Origin of the sequence: Streptomyces sp. M41, from assembly GCF_043673425.1 — a bacterium.
In the GTDB taxonomy this organism is placed as follows: Bacteria; Actinomycetota; Actinomycetes; order Streptomycetales; family Streptomycetaceae; genus Streptomyces.
The window spans coordinates 58,026-78,225 of sequence record NZ_JBIMKE010000008.1 but is presented as its reverse complement, the minus strand read 5'-3'; the positions used below and the strand labels follow the sequence as shown (position 1 = coordinate 78,225).

The following is a 20,200-nucleotide window of genomic DNA, read 5'->3' as shown; positions in this document are numbered from 1 at the left end:
GGCTCAGCGGGCCGCCGTGGCCGTGGGGCCCTCGCGGCAGATCAGCAGCAGTGCCCTGTCGTCGTTGACGTCCTTCGCGACGGCCTCGATGAGATGCCAGGCGGCTCCGTGGAAGCCGCCGGCCACATAGCGGTCGGCCTCGCCGGTGAGGCGGTCGATGCCCTCGACGATGTCGCGGTCGGACGTCTCGACCAGACCGTCGGTGAAGAGCATCAGTACGTCGCCGGGGCGCAGCGTGCCCTTGACGGGGTCGAACTGGGCCCCGTCGTACACGCCGAGGAGGGGGCCCTCGGCCGCCTTCTCCTCCCAGCGGCCGGTGCCCGCGCTCAGTTGCAGCCCCGGCGGGTGGCCCGCCGAGTAGAGCTCGTAGTCGCCGGAGTCCAGGTCCAGGACGAGGTGGATCGAGGTCGCGAAGCCCTCGTCCCAGTCCTGGCGCAGGAGATAGCCGTTGGCCGCAGGGAGGAACGCGTGCGGGGGCAGGCTGCCCAGGAGGCCGCCGAAGGCACCGGAGAGCAGCAGGGCCCGGGAGCCGGCGTCCATGCCCTTGCCGGACACGTCCGTCAGGACGACCTCCAGTGTGCGTCCGCCGTTGGTGCGCGCCGCCACCACGAAGTCGCCCGAGAAGGACTGGCCGCCAGCGGGGCGCAGGGCCATCTCGTGGTGCCAGCCGTGCGGCAGGCCGGGCAGCTCGCTCTGCACGCGGATACGTTCACGCAGGTCGAACAGCATGGTGCCGCCGCGCCGCCAGGGCACGCCCACCCGGCTGCGGAACTGCGCGATGAGCAGCCCGAAGAAACCGCAGGCCGCCACGACCAGGACCACACCGGGGGTGACTCTCGACGGCCCTTCGGTGTACGGCCCCAGCTGTACCGACTCCACGATGAGGGCGGTGGCCGCCGCCGCGTACAGGCCCAGCAGGCTCGCCGGGCGCAGCAGCAGTCCGCCCGCCACGATCGGCAGCACCAGCGCGGCCGGGGAGAACCACACCGGGTTGGCCATCGTGAGGGCGCAGATCAGGGGCACCATGAGGAGCAGGCCGGCCAGCGCGATCCAGTCCGAGCCGTCGCCGCGGAAGTAGTCCACGGCGCTTCTGCGCATGCCGACACGGGCCCGGTGCCACTGCATCTTCAACCGGGCCGTGAACGTCTCGGCCACCGTGCGGCGGTCTCGTCCTGCTGCCATTAGTTCGGGACCCTATCCATCGGACCAGCTGCTTGGCACGGGAGGTCCCACTTGTCCCCCGTCCGAGGTTCAACTTCACAGTGAACTTCACGGAAAGCCGCCTTGCCGCCGCCAAAGAGAAATTCCCTCGCTCGTCCTGCAATGCCCTGGTAGGCATGGTTCATGGCGAAAGACAGTGCGAGCGACACCGGCCTCCCCGAGCTGCGGGTGCTGCGGCAGGACGAGTGGAACACCTGGTACGACACGCTGATCCGCGGCTTCGGCGGCGTTCCGGAAGCGGCTGAGGAGCGGGAGTTGTGGAACTCGCTCACCGAGCTCGACCGCTCCATCGGCGCCTGGGACGGGGACGTGTGCGTGGGGACGGCCGGGGCGTTCAGTTTCCGGGTCACCGTGCCCGGCGGTGCAGCCGTGCCCGCGGCCGGGGTCACGATGGTCAGTGTCGCCGCGACCCACCGCAGGCGGGGCGTCCTGACGTCGATGATGCGCCGGCAGCTGGACGACGTGCGCGAGTGGGGCTGGCCGCTCGCGGTGCTGACCGCGTCCGAGCCGGAGATCTACGGCCGGTTCGGCTACGGCGTCGGCACCTTCCAGGTGAGCGCCGAGATCGACACGGCTCGGGTACGGCTGTCCGTGCCGCCCGGCACCGATGACGTACGTCTGCGGTACGCCGTGGCGGCCGATGTCGTCGACGCGTGCGAGGCGGTGTACGCGCGCAAGGTGCCCGGTCGGCCGGGGATGATCGCGCGGCTGCCCGGGTGGGAACGGCTCGGGCTGCTCGACCCGGAGAGCGACCGGGAGGGCGGCTCGCCGATCCAGTGCGTGCTGGCGAAGCGGGACGGCGAGGTCGTCGGTTACGCGCGTTTCAGGGTGAAGCCGGAGTGGGACGGCAACGGCCCGTGTGGCACGGTGCTGGTGCGGGACGTCCAGGCGCTGGACCCGGCGGCGGAGGCCGCGCTGTGGCGGTTCCTGTTCGGCATCGACCTGACGTCCACGGTGAAGGCGTGGTCGCGGCCGGCGGACGAGGCATGGCAGCACCAGGTCTCGGACCTGCGGCGGTGCGTGGTGCGGGTGAAGGACGCCCTGCACGTACGGCTGGTGGACGTAGGGGCCGCGCTCGCGGCGCGCACGTATCAGGCGCCGGTGGACGTGGTGTTCGACGTCGAGGACGCCTTCTGCCCCTGGAACACCGGGCGTTGGCGGCTGAGCGGGAACGCCAAGGGGGCGTCCTGCGAGCGTACGACGGACCCGGCCGATCTCGCCCTGTCCGTACGGGAGTTGGGGGCTGCCTACCTCGGTGGTGTGAGCCTGGACGCGCTGGGCGCCGCCGGGCGGGTGCGTGAGCTGCGGCGGGGGGCGCTGGCGGAGGCTTCGGTGGGCTTCGGGTCTTCCGTCGCGCCGTGGCTGCCGCACGGCTTCTGAGCGGGAAGCGGGAGCAAGTGCCTTACGGGGTCTGGCAGTCCGGGCACCAGAAGAGGTTGCGGGCTGCGAGGTCGGCGGTGCGGATCTCGCCGCCACAGATGTGGCAGGGCAGGGTGGCCCGGCGGTAGACGTAGACCTCGCCGCCGTGGTCGTCGACGCGGGGCGGGCGGCCCATGGCCTCGGGGGTGTGTTCCGGGCGGACGGTGTCGATGCGGTTGTTGCGGACGCCTTCGCGCATCAGCTCGACGAGGTCCGTCCAGATGGCGTCCCACTGGGCGGGGGTGATGTCCCTGCCCGCGCGGTAGGGGTCGATGCGGTGCCGGAAGAGGACCTCGGCACGGTAGACGTTGCCGACGCCCGCGATGACCTTCTGGTCCATGAGCAGGGCGGCGATGGTCGTACGGCTGCGGGAGATCCTGCGGTACGCGGCGTGCGGGTCGGCGTCGTCGCGCAGCGGGTCCGGGCCCAGGCGGTCGTGTATCGCCCGCTTCTCGGCGGGGGTGATCAGGGCGCAGGTGGTGGGGCCGCGCAGATCGACGTACGACGTGCTGTCGGCGAGGCGGAGCCGGACGGTGTCGGTGGGCGGGGGCGCGGGGGCGTCGCCGAAGGTGACCTTGCCGAAGAGGCCGAGGTGGATGTGGATCCAGTCGGTGTCCCGGAACCCGAGGAAGAGGTGCTTGCCGTGGGCCTCGGTGCGGGTGAGCTCGGCGCCGTGGACCAGGGCGGCTCCGTCGGAGAACTTGCCCTGGGGGCTGGTAACCCGCGGGGACGTGCCCAGGAAGCGGTCGGCGTAGTCGAGCGCCAACCGGTGAATGGTGTGCCCCTCTGGCACGGTGCCTGTTCCTTCCAGCCCCCGGGGCTCGCGCCGGCCCCGGGTCGGTCCGTCCTGTCTGCGGCCGGTAGGGCCGGCGGTCAGTCCTGCTGCGGGTGGTGGGCCGGGATCGGGGGAAGGTCGCCCGTCGTCTCGTAGTCGGCCAGCATGGCGATGCGGCGGGTGTGGCGCTCGTCACCCGAGTACGGGGTGGCCAGGAAGGTCTCGACGAACTTCGTCGCCTCGTCCTGCGTGTGCATGCGCGCACCCACCGCGACGACGTTGGCGTTGTTGTGCTGGCGGCCCAGCGACGCCGTCTCCTCGCTCCAGGCGAGCGCCGCGCGGACGCCCTTCACCTTGTTCGCGGCGATCTGCTCGCCGTTGCCGGAGCCGCCGATCACGATGCCGAGCGCCTCGGGGTCCGCGGCCGTCTTCTCCGCCGCGCGGAGGCAGAAGGGCGGGTAGTCGTCCTGGGCGTCGTAGATGTGGGGACCGCAGTCGACCGGGTCGTGGCCCGCCGCCTTCAGCCAGTCGACGAGGTGGTTCTTGAGTTCGAAGCCCGCATGGTCGGAGCCGAGATACACGCGCATGGCACGAGTGTGACACGGCGGTTCCGGGGCAGCAGCGCCGGGTGCCGATCACCTCGATTGTGACCCAGACCATAGAACCTCAAGGAAACCTCAAGTAACAATCCCGAATCAAAGGTTCCCGAAACCATTCTCCTCCGATTCACTGGTGCGACTCGTACATCGCTCGTGCGACTCGTACACCGCTGGTACGGGAAAACCTCTCCAACGGCGCAAAGGAAATCCGTTCCATGACTTCGCAGCCGAGCCAGAAGACGGCCGAACCGGCCGCAGGCGGGCATGGCCTACAGGCCGGACTCAAGAACCGCCACCTCTCGATGATCGCCATCGGCGGTGTCATCGGCGCCGGGCTCTTCGTCGGGTCCAGCTCCGGTATCGCCACCGCCGGGCCCGGCATCCTCCTCTCGTACGCGCTCGTCGGCACGCTCGTGGTGCTGGTGATGCGGATGCTGGGTGAGATGTCCGCGGCCAACCCCACCTCGGGTTCCTTCTCGGCGCACGCCGACCGGGCGCTCGGCAGCTGGGCCGGCTTCTCCATCGGCTGGCTGTACTGGTTCTTCTGGGTCGTCGTGCTGGCCGTCGAGGCGACCGCCGGTGCGGTGATCCTGGAGGGCTGGATCCCGTCCGTGCCGCAGTGGGCCTGGGCCCTCATCGTGATGGTGGTGCTCACCGCCACCAACCTGGTCTCGGTCGGCTCCTACGGCGAGTTCGAGTTCTGGTTCGCCGGCATCAAGGTCGTCGCGATCGCCGCGTTCATCGTCATCGGCGGACTGGCCGTGTTCGGGGTGCTCCCGGGCGTCGACAGCGACCAGGCCGGGCTGAGCAACCTCACCTCGCACGGCGGATTCCTGCCCCACGGGGCGGGCGCGATCCTCACCGGTGTGCTGCTGGTCGTCTTCTCCTTCATGGGCAGCGAGATCGCCACCCTCGCCGCCGGCGAGTCGGAGAACCCGCAGCAGGCCGTCACCAAGGCCACCAACAGCATCATCTGGCGAGTCGCCGTCTTCTACCTCGGCTCGATCCTCGTCGTCGTGTCCCTCCTGCCCTGGGACAGCAAGGCGATCGCCAAGGACGGCTCGTACGTCGCCGCGCTGGACTCCCTCGGCATCCCGCACGCCGGTCAGATCATGAACTTCATCGTGCTGACCTCGGTGTTGTCCTGTCTCAACTCCGGCCTCTACACCGCCTCCCGCATGGCCTTCTCCCTCGGCCAGCGCCGTGACGCGCCGAAGGCGTTCGCCCGCACGACCGGCAACGGCGTGCCGCGAACCGCGATCCTCGCGTCGGTCGCGTTCGGCTTCGTGGCCGTGTTCTTCAACTACAAGTTCCCGGACTCCGTCTTCCTCTTCCTGGTCAACTCCTCCGGTGCGGTCGCGCTGTTCGTCTGGCTGGTGATCTGCTTCTCGCAGCTGCGGATGCGGAAGATCATCCAGCGCGAGTCGCCCGAGAAGCTCGTCGTGAAGATGTGGCTGTACCCGTACCTGACCTGGGCGACGGCCGCGTTGATCGTGTTCGTCCTCGGCTACATGCTGACCGACACCGAGCACGACGGCCGCAAGACCGTGCTGCTGTCCCTCCTCGTGGCCGCGCTGGTCCTGGCCGTCGCCTTCATCAAGCAGAAGGTCGCCGGCAGCCGTCCCGCGACCGTCGAGGCCGCCGCCTCCGAGGTGGCGCGCGACGAGGTCAAGACCGGCTGAGCCGACGGCTCCTCGTGGAGGGGCGGCGGGGGTGCGTGCACGCGCGCCTCTGCCGCCCCTCCTTTTCTCAGAGCACGGTGAAGCTGTCTCGCACCTTTTCGTACGTCCTCATGGCCTGCGCCTCGATGTCCGGGTGGTACCAGGTGTTGATCTGGTACGTCCTGCCGTCCACGGTGAAGCCGAGCAACCGGGCGTGCCAGGGCTCTTGCCGGAGGGTGAAGGTGTACTCCCAGACGACCGCCGGGCGCCCGCGGAAGGTCGTCCGCTCCAGGCGGATCTTGCTGTAGTCCTTGCCCTGCTGGGCGTTCTGCTCCGACTCCTGCCAGGAGTCCATGAGGTCGTCGCGGGCCAGGGAGGACTTGGCGGCCAGTTCCTGCATGCCGTCCGGTGAGGTGTAGTGCACCTCCGAGCCGGTCTTGACGTTCCGCCGCCAGCCTTCGGGAGGCGCCCACGCGAAGCCGCCCGCCTCACGGTGTGCGCCGGGCGGCAGGCTCTGCGGCCTCGAAGTGCCCTCGACCGTCGACGACGGGCTGCTGCCCGGGGAGGACTCGGCGGAGACGGACGGTGCTGTCGATGAGCCGTCCGCCCGGTCGTCGTCCTTCGGCGCCCCCAGGTTCGTCACCAGCACCACCGTCACGACGGCGCCCGCGGCGGCCACACCGACGGCCACGACGAGGTTCCTACGCCGACGCCCGCGCCCGGGTCGGGGGCGGGGGCGCGGGCGGGCCGGAACCGCCGGGCCGGGGGGTTCGCCGGGCGGCATGGCGGTGCTGTACGGCCCCTGGGCGCCGGGAACTTGCCCGGGCTCCGGTGCCGGCCGCTGCTCGGTCACCGCTTCGGAGCGCGCCAAGGAGACGCCGCTGCGGCGGCGGGGCGAGGGGTCCGGATCGGCGGTGGGGGAGGTGTTTCCGGGGTGCGGCAAGGGCGTTGGCGGTATCGCGTCGCGCTTGCCGTGGTCCGGGTGCGCAGACGGGGGCGGGTCCGCGTGTGGGTGCGGGCGTGGGTGCGGTTGCCGAGGGTCGGGGTGGGGCGGGACGCGGGAGGCTTCCGGGAGGGCGGGGGTGGGGGATTCCTCCGGGGGGGTTGCGGGGCTCGGAAGGTGGTCGGGGGCTTCGATTGCCGGGGAGGGGGTGGGAGCTGTGACGTGCGTCGGGGTGGGCTCCGGCTCGGGGCGGCGCACGGAATCCGCGCTCCCCGGCCACGTCCGCTCCTGACCGGGCCCGGCCTCGGTCGTCGGCTCTCGTCCTTCTTCCTCGGGCCCGCTCTCCCCCGGCGGCGTCGGCGCAGGCGTCCCGACCTCACCGGTGTCGCTCCCTACCTCCGGTGTCCCCCCTTCCGGAGGCGCCGCCACGACCGCGACCGGCATCGTCGGTGTGGGCGGCAGGAACGCCACCGGCTCCAGGGCCGACTCCAGGTCGTCGAGACCGGGGCGGTGGGCGGGTTCCTTGTCCAGGAGGGCGGCGAGGAGCGGGCGCAGGGGGCCTGCCGTCGGCGGGAGTTCGGGCTCCTCGTACAGGACCGCGTGCAGGGTCGCCAGCGTCGTGTCGCGGGCGAAGGGTGAGCGGCCGGCCAGGGCCGCGCTGAGCGTGGCGCCCAGGGACCAGAGGTCGGAGGGCGGTCCCTGGAGGCGGCCGGAGATGCGCTCGGGGGCCATGTAGTCGGGCGAGCCGACCAGCATGCCCACCATCGTCAGGGCTTTGGCGTCCTGGATCGCCGCGATGCCGAAGTCGGTCAGCACCGCCCGGCCCCGCCCGCGCGTCTCCTGCGACTCCACCAGGACGTTGCCCGGCTTGATGTCACGGTGGAGCACACCTCGGGCGTGGACCTGGCGCAGGGCCGCGACCAGCCCTAGGCCGATCCGGGCCGCCTCATGGGGAGTGAGCGGGCCTTCCTCCGCCATGATGCGTTCCAGGGAACGGCCGGCCACCAACTCCATGACGATCCACAGGCGTTCGCCCTCGTCGACGACGTCGTAGACCCGTACGACATTGGGGTGGTCGATCCTCGCCGTCGCCCTGGCCTCGCGCAGTGTGCGTTCGCGGCGGGTACGGGTGTCCTCCGGGTCCAGGCCGTCGATGCGCATCTCCTTCGCGGCGACCAGCCGGTCGAGCACCTCGTCGACGGCCCGCCACACACGCCCCATTCCCCCCTGGCCGATGCTTTCGACCAGCCGGTATCGCCCCGTCACCAGAAAACCGGGAATCCCACCGCTCCGGGTATTTCCCGAGCCTCCCGCGTTCACCGCACTTCCCGCGTTTCCCGCGTCTCCCCTGTTCTCCCCATTCCCCGGCAATCCGCTGCACCCCCTCGACCGCTCCCAGGACGTCCCCCGACATCCCGACTGAAACACAATGGTCACACTTCAGGCGGTACCAGCATAGTGCGGAGAAATCTTGTGGTACCTCTTTCAAGTACTGCGAATTCAGGCGCAGACAAGGGGGACGAACATGAGTTCTCGTCGCACGAAGACCATCGCGGGATCGCTGGTCGCGGCATCTTTCTCGGCAGTGGTGATCCTTTCCGGCACTGCCGACGCGGACGAGGGGGACACCGGGAGCAGCAAGGGTGGAAAGGTCATCGACGAGGCACCGGCGGGGGTCGAACTGACCACTCTGCTGCCCGAGAAAATCTCGGTGGACAACAGTTCGGGGACCACCGACATCACCGCCACGGTGAAGAACGAAGGGACCAAGGACAGCGGAAAGACAAAGCTTCTGGTCGTCGGGTTCGACGGCCTCACGGTAAAGAATGTCGAGGGATGTTCGGCGATCGAGAAAGGCAGTCTCCCGGAGGGCTCGAACAGCGGTTTCGCCTGCTCTCTCGACAATCTCCCGGCGGGTGAGTCGAAGTCGTACGCCGTCGAGGCGACGTACGACCTGAAAAAGGCGGGGAAGATCTGCCTGCCCGTCCAGAGCGCCGACGGCAAGAAGACGTACTGGCAGCAGGGCCCCGTGCCGTTCGGTACGACGAACCCGTCGCCCGACGCCCCGGCCACCCCGCTGCTCCTCGGCACCGACAACGAGCCGGTCGCGCCGGGCGCCGACAAGCTGCCCAAGACCGGACTCGGCCGTGACGTCCTGCCGTTGGGCGCGGCCGGTGCGGCGCTGATCGCGGCGGGCGGGGCCGGGCTGTGGTGGTCGCGGCTGGGGCGGCCGGGGCGGGCGCGGCAGAGCTGAGTTACGCCGGGACGCGAAGAGGCTCGCCGGGCCGAAGTCGAGTGGCGACGACGACCGGGCGCGCCTCTGCCGTGCGAACTACCGCGAAACGAGTCTCTGCCGTGCGAACTACCTGGAGACGAGTCTCTGCCGTGCGAACTACCGGGAGAGCTGTCGCCGCGTCAACGGTCCAGCAGCTTCCACGTCGTGGGCAGGGCTCCCATCGCGAGAGCGGCCTTGAGCGCGTCGCCGATCAGGAACGGGGTGAGGCCGGCCGCGATCGCGGCGGACGCCGACATGCCGGTGGCGAGGGCGAGGTAGGGGACGCCGATCGCGTAGATGATCGCCGAGCCGAGCAGCATGGCGCCGGCCGTGCGCAGCATGGTGCGGTCGGCACCGCGGCGGGCCAGGGCACCGACGACGGTGGAGGCCAGGATCATGCCGAGGATGTAGCCGAAGGACGGGGCGGCGGCGCCGGAGGTGCCGTCCGCGAACCACGGCACGCCCGCGATGCCCGCGAGCGCGTACAGGGCGAGGGAGAGGAAGCCGCGGCCGGCGCCGAGGGCCGTGCCGACGAGGAGCACCGCGAGAGTCTGGCCGGTCACCGGCACCGGGGATCCGGGCACGGGCACCGCGATCTGGGCCGCGAGGCCGGTGAACACCGCACCGCCGACGACCAGCGCGATGTCGCGGACGCGGGAGGCCGGCAGCAGGTCGGCGAGGACCTGGCCGGTGCGGGCGGGGGCGGCGGCAGCGGTGCTCATGGGGACTCCGCGAGGTGAGGGGCGGTACGGGACGCTGTGACGCTATCCCGGGGAGCGTGCCGCGATCACCGTCACTGGTCGACAAAGGGGTGTTCGCGTGCTTGGTGGGCTCCGGACAAAGGATGGTGGTTACACCGAGTATGAGGTGATGTCGATCACTGAGGCAGGGACATGAGGCTCACATTCCGGACCGGGGGCCGACTGTTGGGTTTCGCCAATCGCTTTGTCCGATGCCGTTCGGGCAGCGCACCGTCACGTGGGGCAAGGAGGGCTACTCCCTCGAGTAAGACGCGCCGCACCTCACCCCTGTCGCTGCGTGATCGGCTCGACACCGGCAGTGCGGTAAGTGTCCGCATAGTGGGCAGCTTCTTCTTCTGAGCGGAGAGGCTGCCCAGACTGTGGGGGTTTTTTGCCCTCTCACGCATTGGACGAGCCGCGCCCATGCCTCACACGACCACGGAGACGCCCGCCGCCCAGACGGACGGCGCCTCCTTGTCCCACGGCCTCAAGCAGCGCCATCTGTCGATGATCGCCCTCGGCGGCGTCATCGGCGCGGGCCTGTTCGTCGGCTCCGGCGCCGGTATCGCCGCCGCCGGCCCGTCGATCGTCATCGCGTACATCCTCTCCGGCCTCCTGGTGATGCTGGTGATGCGGATGCTCGGCGAGATGTCGGCGGCGTATCCGTCCTCCGGGTCCTTCTCGGCGCACGCCGAGCGGGCCCTCGGCCCCTGGGCGGGCTTCACCGCCGGCTGGTCGTTCTGGGTGCTGCTGTGCACGGCCGTCGGCCTGGAGGGCATCGGCGCCGCGAAGATCGTCACGACCTGGCTGCCGCATACTCCCGAATGGGCGTGGGTGGCGCTGTTCATGGTCGTCTTCTGCGGGGCGAACCTGGCCGCCGTGAAGAACTTCGGCGAGTTCGAGTTCTGGTTCGCGGCGCTGAAGGTCGGCGCGATCACCCTGTTCCTGGTGCTGGGCGGCCTCGCGATCGCGGGTCTCCTGCCGGGCACGGACGCGCCGGGCACGGCGAACCTCACCGGCGAGGGAGGTTTCCTGCCCAACGGCAGCGAGGGCCTGATCATCGGCTTGCTCGCCTCGGTCTTCGCCTACGGCGGACTGGAGACGGTCACCATCGCGGCGGCCGAGTCGGAGGACCCCGTGCGCGGTGTGGCGAGCGCGGTCCGCACGGCCATGTGGCGCATCGCCCTGTTCTACATCGGCTCGATGGCGGTCGTGGTCACCCTGGTCCCCTGGGACTCCAAGGAGGTCGTCGAGAAGGGCCCGTACGTCGCCGCCCTCGAAAGCCTCGGCATCCCCGGCGCCGGCCAGCTGATGAACGTCGTGGTCCTGGTGGCCCTGCTGAGCGCCATGAACGCCAACATCTACGGCTCCTCGCGCATCGCGTACTCGCTGGTCGAGCGCGGCCAGGGCCCGAAGGCGCTCAGCCGGGTGTCGGGCGGCGTCCCGCGGATCGCGGTCCTCGTCTCCTCGGTGTTCGGCTTCGCGTGCGTGGTGCTGAGCTACTGGCGTCCGGACGACGTCTTCCCGTGGCTGCTGAACATGATCGGCGCGGTCATCCTGGTCGTCTGGATCTTCATCGCCGTCTCACAGCTGCGGCTGCGCAGCCGTCTGGCGCGCGAGGCGCCGGAGAAGCTGGTCGTCCGGATGTGGGCGTTCCCGGTGCTGACCTGGGTGGCCCTGGCGGGCATGGTGGCGATCTTCGTCCTGATGGCACGGGAGCCGGACACGCGGGTGCAGCTGTACTCGACGGGCGGCATGACGCTGTTCCTGGCGGCCGTCGGGTTCGCCTGGCAGAAGGCGCGCGCCAAGGGCTGACCCGCCGCGACGAGCATCGAAGCCCCTCGTGTGATCCACACGGGGGGCTTTTTGCTGTTAGCTTGTTATTGCGACCTTGTTGCAACAACAGGGCCGACCAAGGCGCCCTGCCTCGTGATCGTCTTCTCACCTTTCGCGGCGGCAGGCGGAATGAGGGAAGCCCCCGCGAGGACGTGACTCGCGGGGGCTTTCCCCTGGCCGGAGCAGCGGGGCCGGGGTCAGGGCTTGCGGCCCAGGCCGCCGTGCTGGCCGATCGGGCGGGGCTCGGTCCCACCCGGGTCCGGGCGCCACAGCGGGACGGACACGATGCCGGGCTCCACCAGCTCCAGCCCCTCGAAGTACGCCTCAATCCGGTCGACCGGGCGCAGGAAGTACGGCACGGCACCGGTCTCGTTGTAGGCGTCCTGGGCGTTCTCGTAGTCCGGGTCGGTGCCGCGGGAGCCCTCGTTGAGGGAGAGGTAACTGCCGGAGGGCAGGCCCGCCAGCAGCCGCCGGACCAGGTCGCGGGCCTGGTCGTAGTCGGCGACATGGCCGAGGATGCCGCTGAGGATCAGGGCCGTGGGGCGGGAGAGGTCGAGCGTGCGGGACGCCGCCTGAAGGATCTTCTCCGGCTCGTACAGGCTCAGGTCCTCGTACGCCGTCACGCCCTCGGGCGTCGAGGTGAGCAGGGCACGGGCGTGGGCCAGGACCAGGGGGTCGTTGTCGACGTAGACGATCTTCGACTCGGGGGCGTGGCGCTGGGCGACCTCATGGGTGTTGTCGACCGTGGGCAGACCGGTGCCGACGTCGAGGAACTGGCGTACGCCCGCTTCCGTCACCAGGTACCGGATGCTGCGGCCGAGGAAGGCACGGCTGCTGCGGGCGATGGTGACGATGCCGGGGAAGACGGCGGTGTAGGCGTCGCCCGCCGCCTCGTCCACGGGGTAGTTGTCCTTGCCGCCCAGCCAGTAGTTCCAGATGCGGGCCGAGTGCGGTACCGAGGTGTCGATCTCCGTCATGTGCCCATGGTGCTACGCCGGGTCGGGCCGCAGGGCACATTGAGGGATACAAGTGCGGCGGATCCGTCGGATTTCACGGGGAGTTCGCCGATCGCCGCGGTGCACGACCGCGGAACACCCTGCGGTACTCCCCGGCCGCGACCGGGACCGGCGGCGGCGTGGTGGCGGTGGTCGTGGTCAGGAGCCGGCGGCATCCCCGGCCAGGCGTGCGTGGGCGTGCGCCGCGACCGCGGGCGGGAGCCAGCTCCGGGTGGTGAGTTCGTCGACCAGGCGGGCGTAGGGCTCGGCGACGCGCACACTCTGGGTGCCCAGGTCGATCCCGAGCCAGGTCTCGTCCCCGGACCACTCGTCCGCCATCCGGAACCTCCCGCACTTCGCGATCCGATCCGTGAACTTCTCACTCTGACTTGAGATTTTCCGATGCGCGAGGGATTGACGGCCAACTTCCGCCGCTCCACCCTCGGTTAGCGAGTCGACTCGCCGTGTCAATGCCGAGCGCCCGGATGACCGAACCCCACGTGGAGGTCACGGATGGACAAGCACGTGCACGACCGCCGCCGCTTCCTCGCCCTGACCGCCGCCGCCGCGGCGACCCCGCTGCTCGCGGCCTGCGGGGCCGGATTCGGCGGTGACGACGACAAGAGCGACGGCTCGGCCGCCGACGACGTCACCGGTTCCTTCGACTGGAAACGGGAGAAGGGCACGACCGTCAAGGCGCTGCTCAACAAGCACCCGTACACGGACGCCCTGATAGCCGACCTGAAGTCCTTCACCGAGAAGACCGGCATCAAGGTCGAGTACGACGTGTTCCCCGAGGACAACTACTTCGACAAGCTCACCGTCGACCTGTCCAGCGGACGCGCCTCGTACGACGTGTTCATGCTGGGCGCCTACATGGTCTGGCAGTACGGTCCGCCCGGCTGGCTGGAGGACCTCGGCCCCTGGATGCGCAACTCCTCGGCCACCGGAGCCGAATGGGACCAGGCCGACTTCTTCCCGAACCTCCTCCAGGCCGACCAGTGGTCGCTGAAGGCGGGCGCGCCGCTCGGCCAGGGCGGGCAGTACGCGCTGCCGTGGGGCTGGGAGACCAACGTGGTCGCCTACAACACGGACGTGTTCAAGAAGCTCGGCCTGAAGCCCGCCGAGACCTTCGACGAGCTGCGCGAGATCGCCGGGACGATCAAGCGGAAGGCGCCGGGCGCGGGCTTCGACGGCATGTACGGGATCGCCGTGCGCGGGTCCCGGAGCTGGGCCACGATCCATCCGGGCTTCATGACGATGTACGCCCGCAACGGGCTCAAGGACTTCACAGTCCAGGGCGGGAAGCTCACACCGGCCATGAACAGCCCCGAGGCCGTCGCCTTCACCGAGGACTGGGCCGGCATGGTCAAGCAGGGCGGGCCGCCGTCCTGGACGTCGTACACCTGGTACCAGTGCTCCAGCGACCTCGGCGCGAAGAAGGCCGGGATGCTGTTCGACGCGGACACGGCCGCCTACTTCCAGGCGGTCGAGGGCGCGAGCCCAGCCTCCGGGAAGATCGCCTTCCACCCCGGGCCGAAGGGGCCCGACGGGTCACTCGCCACCAACATGTGGATCTGGTCGCTCGGCATGAACGCCAAGAGCAAGAAGAAGAGCGCCAGTTGGCTGTTCCTCCAGTGGGCGACCGGCAAGGAGCACCTGCGCAAGAGCGCGATCACGCACAACCACATCGACCCGGTCCGGAAGTCGATCGCCGACGACTCCGCCTACAGGAACAAGATGAAGCACCTGCCGGGCTTCATCGAGACCTTCGAGACGGTCGTCGACCAGACGAAGATCCAGTTCACCCCGCAGGCCCAGTTCTTCGACGCCACCACCAGCTGGGCCGCCGCCCTTCAGGAGATCTACGGCGGGCAGGGCGCGAAGTCGGTGCTCGACGGCCTCGCGGGCGACCTCGCCGACAAGGTGGGCTAGCGCGATGGGATGGCGGCTCGCCCTTCGTCCGTACCTTCTGATCGTCCCCGCGCTGCTGCTGACCTGCGGGATCCTGTATCCCTTCGGGCTCGGGCTCTACTACACCCTGTTCGACTTCTCGGCGAGCAAGCCGCAGCCGGACATGGTGCACTTCGAGAACTACGAGACGGTCTTCACGCAGGAGGCGTTCTGGAACTCGGCGTGGGTGACGGTGCTGTACGCGGTGGGAGCGGCCGTCGTGGAGACGTTCCTGGGCGTCGCCGTCGCCCTGCTGCTGCACCGGTCGACGATCGTCGGACGGGTGCTGGAGAAGATCCTCATCCTGCCGCTGATGATCGCGCCGGTGATCGCGGCGATCATCTGGAAGCTGATGCTCCAGCCGTCGGTGGGAGTGGTCAACTATCTGCTGAGACCCTTCGGGCTGGGCGGAGTGCAGTGGACGGACACCCCGACCGGCGCCCTGCTGTCGTCGATCGCGGTGGACGTCTGGGTCTACACCCCGTTCGTGGCGATCCTCGCGCTGGCCGGGCTGCGGTCGCTGCCCGCCTCCCCCTTCGAGGCGGCGGCCGTGGACGGCGCGAGCTGGTGGTACACCTTCCGGCGGCTGACGCTGCCGATGCTGTGGCCGTACGTCCTGGTGGCGGTGATCTTCCGGTTCATGGACTCGCTGAAGGTGTTCGACATCATCTACGCCCTCACGGAGGGCGGGCCGGGCGACTCGACCGTCGTGCTCCAGATCCGGGCCTACCTGGAGGCGATCCGCTTCCAGCGCTACTCGTTCGGGATCAGCTACACGATCGTGCTGTGGGCCGTGGTGTATCTCGCCGCGATGGTGCTGGTGAAGCACCTGGGGAAGATCCAGCGGAAGGCCGCGGAGGTGAAATGACCGTCAGGAAACGTCTGTTGGGGTGGCTGGCCGACGCCGCCCTCATCCTCTACTTCGTCTTCGCGCTGTTCCCCATCGCCTGGATGGTGATCCTGTCGCTGAAGCCGACCAACGAGCTGTTCTCCACCTACTTCTCCTTCTCCCCCACCCTCGACGGCTACCGCACGGTCCTCGGCGACAGCGAGGGCATCCCGTTCCTGCGGTTCTTCGTCAACAGCCTGGTGGTGTCGGTGGGAGCGGTCGTGCTGTCGCTCCTGGTCGGACTGCCGGCCGCGTACGCCTCGGCGCGCTGGCGGTTCAAGGGATCCGAGAACCTGATGTTCACCCTGCTGTCGTTCCGGTTCGCACCCGAACTCACCGTGATCATCCCGCTGTTCGTGCTGTACCAGAAGCTCGGGCTCTTCGACACCTACGTCGGCATGGTCTGGGTGCTCCAGCTCGTCACCCTGCCGCTGATCGTGTGGATCATGCGCTCCTACTTCGCCGATCTGACCCCCGAGCTGGAGCAGGCGGCGCTGCTGGACGGTTACACACGCAAGCAGGCGTTCGTGCGGGTGGCCCTGCCGCTGGTGAAACCGGGGGTCGCGGCGGTGTCCCTGCTGGCCTTCATCTTCGCCTGGAACAACTTCGTCTTCCCGCTCATCCTGACCTCCAACGAGGCCCAGACGGTGACCGTGGGTGCCCTGTCCTTCCTCGGCGGCGACCGCCCCAAGTACAACCTGACGGCCGCGGCGGCCCTGATCTCCGTCGTACCGCCGCTGCTGCTCGCGCTGACCATCCAGCGGTATCTGGTGCGGGGACTGTCGTTCGGGGCGGTGAAGTCGTGATCACGCTCCAGGGGATCAGGAAGACGTACGGCAAGACCACGGCCCTGGACGACCTCGAACTGGAGGTCCACGAGGGCGAGTTCTTCTGCCTGCTCGGCCCGTCCGGCGCGGGCAAGACGACCACGCTGAAGACGGTCGCCGGACTCGAACAGCCCGACGCCGGCACGGTCCGGCTCGACGGCAGGGACATGCGCGGCGTCGAACCGTACGACCGTGGCGTGGCGATGTGCTTCGAGAGCTACGCCCTCTACCCGCACAAGTCGGCCTACGACAACCTCGCCTCGCCGCTGCGCTCCCCGCGCCACCGCCTGCCCGCCGCGCGGGCCCGCGAGCGGATCGGCGAGATCGCCGAACTCCTTGGCATCTCCGCCCTGTTGGACCGCCCGGTCGGGCAGCTGTCCAACGGTCAGCGCCAGCGCGTCGCCCTCGGCCGGGTCCTGGTCCGCCCCGCCCGCGCCTTCCTCCTCGACGAGCCCCTGTCCCACCTCGATGCCAAGCTGCGCCAGCAGATGCGGGCCGAGCTGAAGGCGATCGGGGCGGTGCGGCGCACGACCACCCTCTACGTCACCCACGACTCGGTGGAGGCACTCGCGCTCGGCGACCGGATCGGGGTGCTGCGCGAGGGACGGATCGTGCAGACGGGGACGCGCGAGGAGATCTGGTACCGGCCCTACGACACCGAGGTCGCGCGGGCCTTCGGGCGCCCCCGGATCAATCTGCTGCCCGGGTCCGTCACCCCAGGCGGCGGTTTCCGCTCGGCGGACGGGGCGGTCGAACTGCCCCTCGGGGCCGGGGCCGCCGCGCCCGGCACCGAAGTGCTGATCGGTGTCCGGCCCCGGGATCTCACCCTCGGCGAGGGACCCGGCCACCGGCTCACCGGCACGGTCTATGTCACCGAGGTGCTCGGCCGTTCCGTCGAGGTCACCGTCCGGCTCGGCGAGCAGCACCTGTCGCTGGTCGCCCCGCGCGGCGACGCGGCCGGTCTGCGGCCCGACGACCCGGTCCGGCTGTCGGTCCGGCCTGAGAGCCTGCTGCTGTTCGAGGCCGACGGGCCGCAGCGTCCAGGACGACGGATCGAGACATGATGAGCAGCAACAGCAGCGACCGGCAGGGCCCCGCGGCCCGCCGGGCGGCCGTGGCCGAGCAGGTGCTGGCCGACGGCTCGGCGTCCGCCGCGGAACTCGCCGAACGCTTCGGCGTCAGCCTGATGACCATCCACCGGGACCTCGACGAGCTCGAACGGCAAGGCATCGTAAGGAAGTTCCGGGGCGGCGTGACGGCCCAGCCGTCCGGGGTCTTCGAATCCAACGTCCAGTACCGGCTGAAGACCATGCGCGCGGAGAAGGCCGCCGTCGCCGACCGTGCCCTGAAGCTGATCGAGCCCGGCATGGCGATCATGCTGGACGACTCCACCTCCACCCTGGAGATAGCCCGCGGGCTGCGGCTCGGCGAGATCACCCCGCTCACGGTCGTCACCAACTTCCTGGAGGCGATCAACCTCCTTGCCGACCAGCGCGGCATCCACCTCATGGCCCTGGGCGGCGACTACGATCCGCTGCACTCCTCCTTCCTCGGCGTGTCCTGCGTCGAGGCGATCGAGCAGCTGCGCGTGGACGTCTGCTTCGCGTCGACGTCGGCGGTGCGCGGGGGCTACGCCTATCACCAGGAGCAGCACATCGTGTCGGTGAAGCGGGCCATGCTCGACGCGGCGGCCCGCAACGTCCTGCTGATCGACCACACCAAGCTCGCCCGGGTCGCCCTGCACCGGGTGGTCCCGCTGTCCCGCTTCGACCTGCTCCTCGTCGACGACGGGGCGTCGGCTCAGGCGCTGCGGGACCTGGACGAGCACAAGGTCACCTACGAAGTCTGTGCCAGGTCCAGTCCTGGTGCCCCGACCGTGACGAAGGGCAGCGATGACCGAGCTGGAGCTACGTGATCTGCGCAAGACCTATTCGGCGCGGGGGCGTCCGGCCGTGGACGCCGTGCGCGGCATCGACCTGGCGCTGCGCTCCGGCGAACTGCTCGGCCTGCTGGGGCCGTCGGGCTGCGGAAAGTCCACGACGCTGCGGATGATCGCCGGTCTGGAGAAGGTGACCGGCGGGGACATCCTGGTCGGCGGGGCGTCGGTGATCGAGCGCCCGGCCCAGCGGCGCAACATCGGCGTGGCCTTCGAGAACTACGCCCTCTATCCGCCGCTGACGGTCGCGGAGAACCTGTCCTTCGGGCTGCGGGCCCGCCGAAGGGCCGACCGGGGCGACGTCGGCCGCAAGGTCAAGGAGATCGCCGAACGCGTCGACCTCACCGCCATCCTGGACGCCCGCCCGGCCGGTCTGTCCAGCGGCCAGAAGCAGCGGGTCTGTCTGGCCCGCGCGCTCATCCGCGAACCGGACGTCCTGCTCCTCGACGAGCCCCTGTCCCACCTGGACGCGGCCCAGCGCGACACCACCCGCCGTGAACTCAAGCGGATCCAGCGCGACCTCGGCCACACCACCATCCTGGTCACCCACGACCAGGAGGAGGCCCTCTCCCTCGCCGACCGGATCGCGGTGATGAAGGACGGCGTCATCCAGCAGCTCGGCACCCCTTACGAGATCTACGACAGCCCGGCCAACGTCTTCGTCGCGGACTTCGTCGGCGAGCCCGCGATCAACCTCCTGTCCGGCGTCACGGAGGCGGACGCCCACGCCCGTCTCTCCGGCACCGCGCGGATCGCCCTCCCGGTGCCGGTCCCGGCGGGGCGCGAGGTCGTGGTCGGCATCCGCCCCGAGGACCTCACCCTCAGCGGCGAAGACGGCCTGCCCGCCCGGGTGGTGGCCCATGAGCCCCTCCTGGAGTCCGGCATCGCGACCCTCTCGCTCGCCGGCGTCGACCGCCCCCTCGTCGTCCTCACCGACCCCGACGTGCGCCTCGCCCACGACGACCTCGTCCATGTCACCGCCGACCCTCATCTCACCCATGTCTTCGACGCCGAGACAGGAGACCGCCTGCGATGACCGACGGAAAGAGCGTGCGTGTGGTGGCGGCCGGCGACCACTTCATCCTGCCGTCCCTCATCAGGAAAGCACTCGCGCATCAACTCGCTTGTGACGTGGTCGAGTTGCAGCTCGGCTGGCCGCTGGCCCCCTTCGGTCCGGTGGCCGAGGTGACGGAGGCGAGCGACGCCGAGGACGAGCTGATCGAGGCGCTCGCGGGCGCCCAGGTGCTGGTCACCCAGATGGGCCCGGTGACGGAACGCGTCCTCGACGCCTGCCCCGGCCTGCGGCTCGTGGTCGTCTGCCGGGGCGGACCGGTGAACGTCAACCTGGACGCGGCGAAACGGCGCGACGTCCACGTCTGCTACGCCCCCGGCCGCAACGCCGCCGCCACCGCCGAGTTCACCATCGGCCTCCTCCTGGCCGCACTGCGCCGCATCCCGCAGGCCCATGACCTCCTGGCCCGACAGGGCAGTTGGGAGGGCGCGGCCTACTACACGTACGAGCACAGCGGGCTGGAGCTGGAGGATCTGCCGGTCGGGCTGGTCGGCTACGGGGCCGTGGGCAGCCGGGTGGCGCGCGTGCTGTGCGCTTTCGGTGCCCGGGTCATGGTGTACGACCCGTACGTCCACGGCGAGATCCACGGCCTGCGGGTCGCCTCTCTGGAGGATCTTCTGCGCCGGTCCGCGGCGATCACCCTGCACGCCCGCCTCACCGCCGAGACCCGGGGCCTGATCGGCGCACGTGAGCTGGCGCTGCTGCCGGCCGGCGCGGTGGTGGTGAACGCTGCCCGCGGCCCGCTCCTGGACGAGGAGGCGCTGTGCGACGCCCTGGAGCGCGGCCACCTGTCGGCGGCGGCACTGGACACCTACGCGACGGAGCCGCTGCCCGCGCTCTCCCGCCTGCACGCCCTGGCCGACCGCGTCGTCCTCACCCCCCACCTGGGCGGGGCGTCCCGCGCGGTGGCTCAGAAGGCGGCGGCGATCGCGGCGGCGGAGGTGGGCCGCTGGGCGAGGGGCGAGACGCTCGCCCACGCCCTGACCTGAGCCCCACCGCAGCCCGGGCAGGCGCCCACCGACCGCACTGATCCGACGACACCGGCCGCGAGGGAGCTCG

18 protein-coding genes are annotated in these 20,200 nt (G+C 70.2%); 11 read left to right on the top strand and 7 right to left on the bottom strand.

The genetic code is table 11. The features are described 5' to 3' along the window. Positions 1-3 precede the first annotated feature (3 nt). A complete protein-coding gene (locus ACHBTE_RS13500) occupies positions 4-1,182 on the bottom strand; it encodes a PP2C family protein-serine/threonine phosphatase (protein ID WP_394724004.1) in 1,179 nt (392 codons plus the stop codon). A gap of 162 nt (positions 1,183-1,344) precedes the next feature. Between ACHBTE_RS13500 and ACHBTE_RS13495 the strand changes: the two genes are divergently transcribed. Next, positions 1,345-2,601, top strand: a complete 1,257-nt coding sequence (locus ACHBTE_RS13495) for a GNAT family N-acetyltransferase (protein ID WP_394724003.1) — start codon at positions 1,345-1,347, stop codon at positions 2,599-2,601. Positions 2,602-2,623: 22 nt separating this feature from the next. On the opposite strand, the gene ACHBTE_RS13490 is transcribed toward ACHBTE_RS13495, so the two are convergent. Continuing rightward, positions 2,624-3,433, bottom strand: coding sequence for an Fpg/Nei family DNA glycosylase (locus ACHBTE_RS13490; protein WP_394724002.1), 810 nt, complete (start codon positions 3,431-3,433; stop codon positions 2,624-2,626). Positions 3,434-3,513: 80 nt separating this feature from the next. Further along, a complete protein-coding gene (locus ACHBTE_RS13485; RefSeq protein WP_394724001.1) occupies positions 3,514-4,002 on the bottom strand; it encodes a ribose-5-phosphate isomerase in 489 nt (162 codons plus the stop codon). 227 nt (positions 4,003-4,229) lie between these two features. Here ACHBTE_RS13485 and ACHBTE_RS13480 point away from each other — a divergent pair, with 227 nt between their 5' ends. Beyond that, positions 4,230-5,696 (top strand): amino acid permease, encoded by a 1,467-nt coding sequence (locus ACHBTE_RS13480; RefSeq protein WP_394724000.1) that lies wholly within the window; start codon positions 4,230-4,232, stop codon positions 5,694-5,696. A gap of 67 nt (positions 5,697-5,763) precedes the next feature. On the opposite strand, the gene ACHBTE_RS13475 is transcribed toward ACHBTE_RS13480, so the two are convergent. Next, positions 5,764-7,839, bottom strand: coding sequence for a protein kinase (locus ACHBTE_RS13475; RefSeq protein ID WP_394723999.1), 2,076 nt, complete (start codon positions 7,837-7,839; stop codon positions 5,764-5,766). A 304-nt stretch (positions 7,840-8,143) separates the two neighbouring features. On the opposite strand from ACHBTE_RS13475, the gene ACHBTE_RS13470 reads away from it, so the two are divergent. Then, on the top strand, positions 8,144-8,872 hold the full coding sequence (locus tag ACHBTE_RS13470) for an LPXTG cell wall anchor domain-containing protein (RefSeq protein ID WP_394723998.1): 729 nt from the start codon (positions 8,144-8,146) through the stop codon (positions 8,870-8,872). 161 nt (positions 8,873-9,033) lie between these two features. On the opposite strand, the gene ACHBTE_RS13465 is transcribed toward ACHBTE_RS13470, so the two are convergent. Next, positions 9,034-9,615 (bottom strand): biotin transporter BioY, encoded by a 582-nt coding sequence (locus ACHBTE_RS13465; protein ID WP_394723997.1) that lies wholly within the window; start codon positions 9,613-9,615, stop codon positions 9,034-9,036. A 441-nt stretch (positions 9,616-10,056) separates the two neighbouring features. On the opposite strand from ACHBTE_RS13465, the gene ACHBTE_RS13460 reads away from it, so the two are divergent. Beyond that, entirely contained in the window at positions 10,057-11,448 is a 1,392-nt protein-coding gene (locus ACHBTE_RS13460; protein ID WP_394723996.1) for an amino acid permease, read from the top strand. Positions 11,449-11,666: 218 nt separating this feature from the next. Here ACHBTE_RS13460 and ACHBTE_RS13455 read toward each other — a convergent pair whose 3' ends face one another. Continuing rightward, positions 11,667-12,446 carry an SAM-dependent methyltransferase gene (locus ACHBTE_RS13455; RefSeq protein ID WP_394723995.1) on the bottom strand — a complete coding sequence of 260 codons (780 nt, stop codon included), beginning with the start codon at positions 12,444-12,446 and terminating at the stop codon, positions 11,667-11,669. A 177-nt stretch (positions 12,447-12,623) separates the two neighbouring features. Next, complete coding sequence (locus ACHBTE_RS13450; RefSeq protein WP_394723994.1) at positions 12,624-12,803, bottom strand: hypothetical protein; 180 nt, start codon at positions 12,801-12,803, stop codon at positions 12,624-12,626. Positions 12,804-12,977: 174 nt separating this feature from the next. Here ACHBTE_RS13450 and ACHBTE_RS13445 point away from each other — a divergent pair, with 174 nt between their 5' ends. From ACHBTE_RS13445 to ACHBTE_RS13415, 7 genes are read left to right on the top strand one after another with little or no spacing between them, the layout of a single operon-like run. Then, positions 12,978-14,399 carry an ABC transporter substrate-binding protein gene (locus tag ACHBTE_RS13445; protein WP_394723993.1) on the top strand — a complete coding sequence of 474 codons (1,422 nt, stop codon included), beginning with the start codon at positions 12,978-12,980 and terminating at the stop codon, positions 14,397-14,399. A gap of 4 nt (positions 14,400-14,403) precedes the next feature. Continuing rightward, complete coding sequence (locus ACHBTE_RS13440) at positions 14,404-15,285, top strand: carbohydrate ABC transporter permease (RefSeq protein ID WP_394723992.1); 882 nt, start codon at positions 14,404-14,406, stop codon at positions 15,283-15,285. Next, a complete protein-coding gene (locus tag ACHBTE_RS13435; protein WP_394723991.1) occupies positions 15,282-16,112 on the top strand; it encodes a carbohydrate ABC transporter permease in 831 nt (276 codons plus the stop codon). The genes ACHBTE_RS13440 and ACHBTE_RS13435 overlap by 4 nt, the downstream gene beginning before the upstream one ends. Beyond that, positions 16,109-17,197 (top strand): ABC transporter ATP-binding protein, encoded by a 1,089-nt coding sequence (locus tag ACHBTE_RS13430; protein ID WP_394723990.1) that lies wholly within the window; start codon positions 16,109-16,111, stop codon positions 17,195-17,197. Before ACHBTE_RS13435 ends, ACHBTE_RS13430 begins: the two co-directional genes overlap by 4 nt. After that, on the top strand, positions 17,197-18,048 hold the full coding sequence (locus ACHBTE_RS13425; protein WP_394724168.1) for a DeoR/GlpR family DNA-binding transcription regulator: 852 nt from the start codon (positions 17,197-17,199) through the stop codon (positions 18,046-18,048). Before ACHBTE_RS13430 ends, ACHBTE_RS13425 begins: the two co-directional genes overlap by 1 nt. Further along, entirely contained in the window at positions 18,026-19,105 is a 1,080-nt protein-coding gene (locus ACHBTE_RS13420) for an ABC transporter ATP-binding protein (RefSeq protein WP_394723989.1), read from the top strand. Before ACHBTE_RS13425 ends, ACHBTE_RS13420 begins: the two co-directional genes overlap by 23 nt. Then, positions 19,102-20,130 (top strand): 2-hydroxyacid dehydrogenase, encoded by a 1,029-nt coding sequence (locus ACHBTE_RS13415; RefSeq protein WP_394723988.1) that lies wholly within the window; start codon positions 19,102-19,104, stop codon positions 20,128-20,130. The genes ACHBTE_RS13420 and ACHBTE_RS13415 overlap by 4 nt, the downstream gene beginning before the upstream one ends. The last annotated feature ends 70 nt before the right edge of the window (positions 20,131-20,200 follow it).

Excerpts from the sequence above, each read along its gene's own strand:
- ACHBTE_RS13475 (WP_394723999.1), bottom strand. The coding sequence starts at position 7,839 with ATGGGGCGTGTGTGGCGGGCCGTCGACGAGGTGCTCGACCGGCTGGTC.
- ACHBTE_RS13485 (WP_394724001.1), bottom strand. The coding sequence starts at position 4,002 with ATGCGCGTGTATCTCGGCTCCGACCATGCGGGCTTCGAACTCAAGAAC.
- ACHBTE_RS13415 (WP_394723988.1), top strand. The coding sequence starts at position 19,102 with ATGACCGACGGAAAGAGCGTGCGTGTGGTGGCGGCCGGCGACCACTTC.
- ACHBTE_RS13480 (WP_394724000.1), top strand. The coding sequence starts at position 4,230 with ATGACTTCGCAGCCGAGCCAGAAGACGGCCGAACCGGCCGCAGGCGGG.
- ACHBTE_RS13435 (WP_394723991.1), top strand. The coding sequence starts at position 15,282 with ATGACCGTCAGGAAACGTCTGTTGGGGTGGCTGGCCGACGCCGCCCTC.
- ACHBTE_RS13425 (WP_394724168.1), top strand. The coding sequence starts at position 17,197 with ATGAGCAGCAACAGCAGCGACCGGCAGGGCCCCGCGGCCCGCCGGGCG.
- ACHBTE_RS13440 (WP_394723992.1), top strand. The coding sequence starts at position 14,404 with ATGGGATGGCGGCTCGCCCTTCGTCCGTACCTTCTGATCGTCCCCGCG.
- ACHBTE_RS13455 (WP_394723995.1), bottom strand. The coding sequence starts at position 12,446 with ATGACGGAGATCGACACCTCGGTACCGCACTCGGCCCGCATCTGGAAC.
- ACHBTE_RS13445 (WP_394723993.1), top strand. The coding sequence starts at position 12,978 with ATGGACAAGCACGTGCACGACCGCCGCCGCTTCCTCGCCCTGACCGCC.
- ACHBTE_RS13470 (WP_394723998.1), top strand. The coding sequence starts at position 8,144 with ATGAGTTCTCGTCGCACGAAGACCATCGCGGGATCGCTGGTCGCGGCA.
- ACHBTE_RS13460 (WP_394723996.1), top strand. The coding sequence starts at position 10,057 with ATGCCTCACACGACCACGGAGACGCCCGCCGCCCAGACGGACGGCGCC.
- ACHBTE_RS13495 (WP_394724003.1), top strand. The coding sequence starts at position 1,345 with ATGGCGAAAGACAGTGCGAGCGACACCGGCCTCCCCGAGCTGCGGGTG.
- ACHBTE_RS13500 (WP_394724004.1), bottom strand. The coding sequence starts at position 1,182 with ATGGCAGCAGGACGAGACCGCCGCACGGTGGCCGAGACGTTCACGGCC.
- ACHBTE_RS13465 (WP_394723997.1), bottom strand. The coding sequence starts at position 9,615 with ATGAGCACCGCTGCCGCCGCCCCCGCCCGCACCGGCCAGGTCCTCGCC.
- ACHBTE_RS13420 (WP_394723989.1), top strand. The coding sequence starts at position 18,026 with ATGACCGAGCTGGAGCTACGTGATCTGCGCAAGACCTATTCGGCGCGG.
- ACHBTE_RS13450 (WP_394723994.1), bottom strand. The coding sequence starts at position 12,803 with ATGGCGGACGAGTGGTCCGGGGACGAGACCTGGCTCGGGATCGACCTG.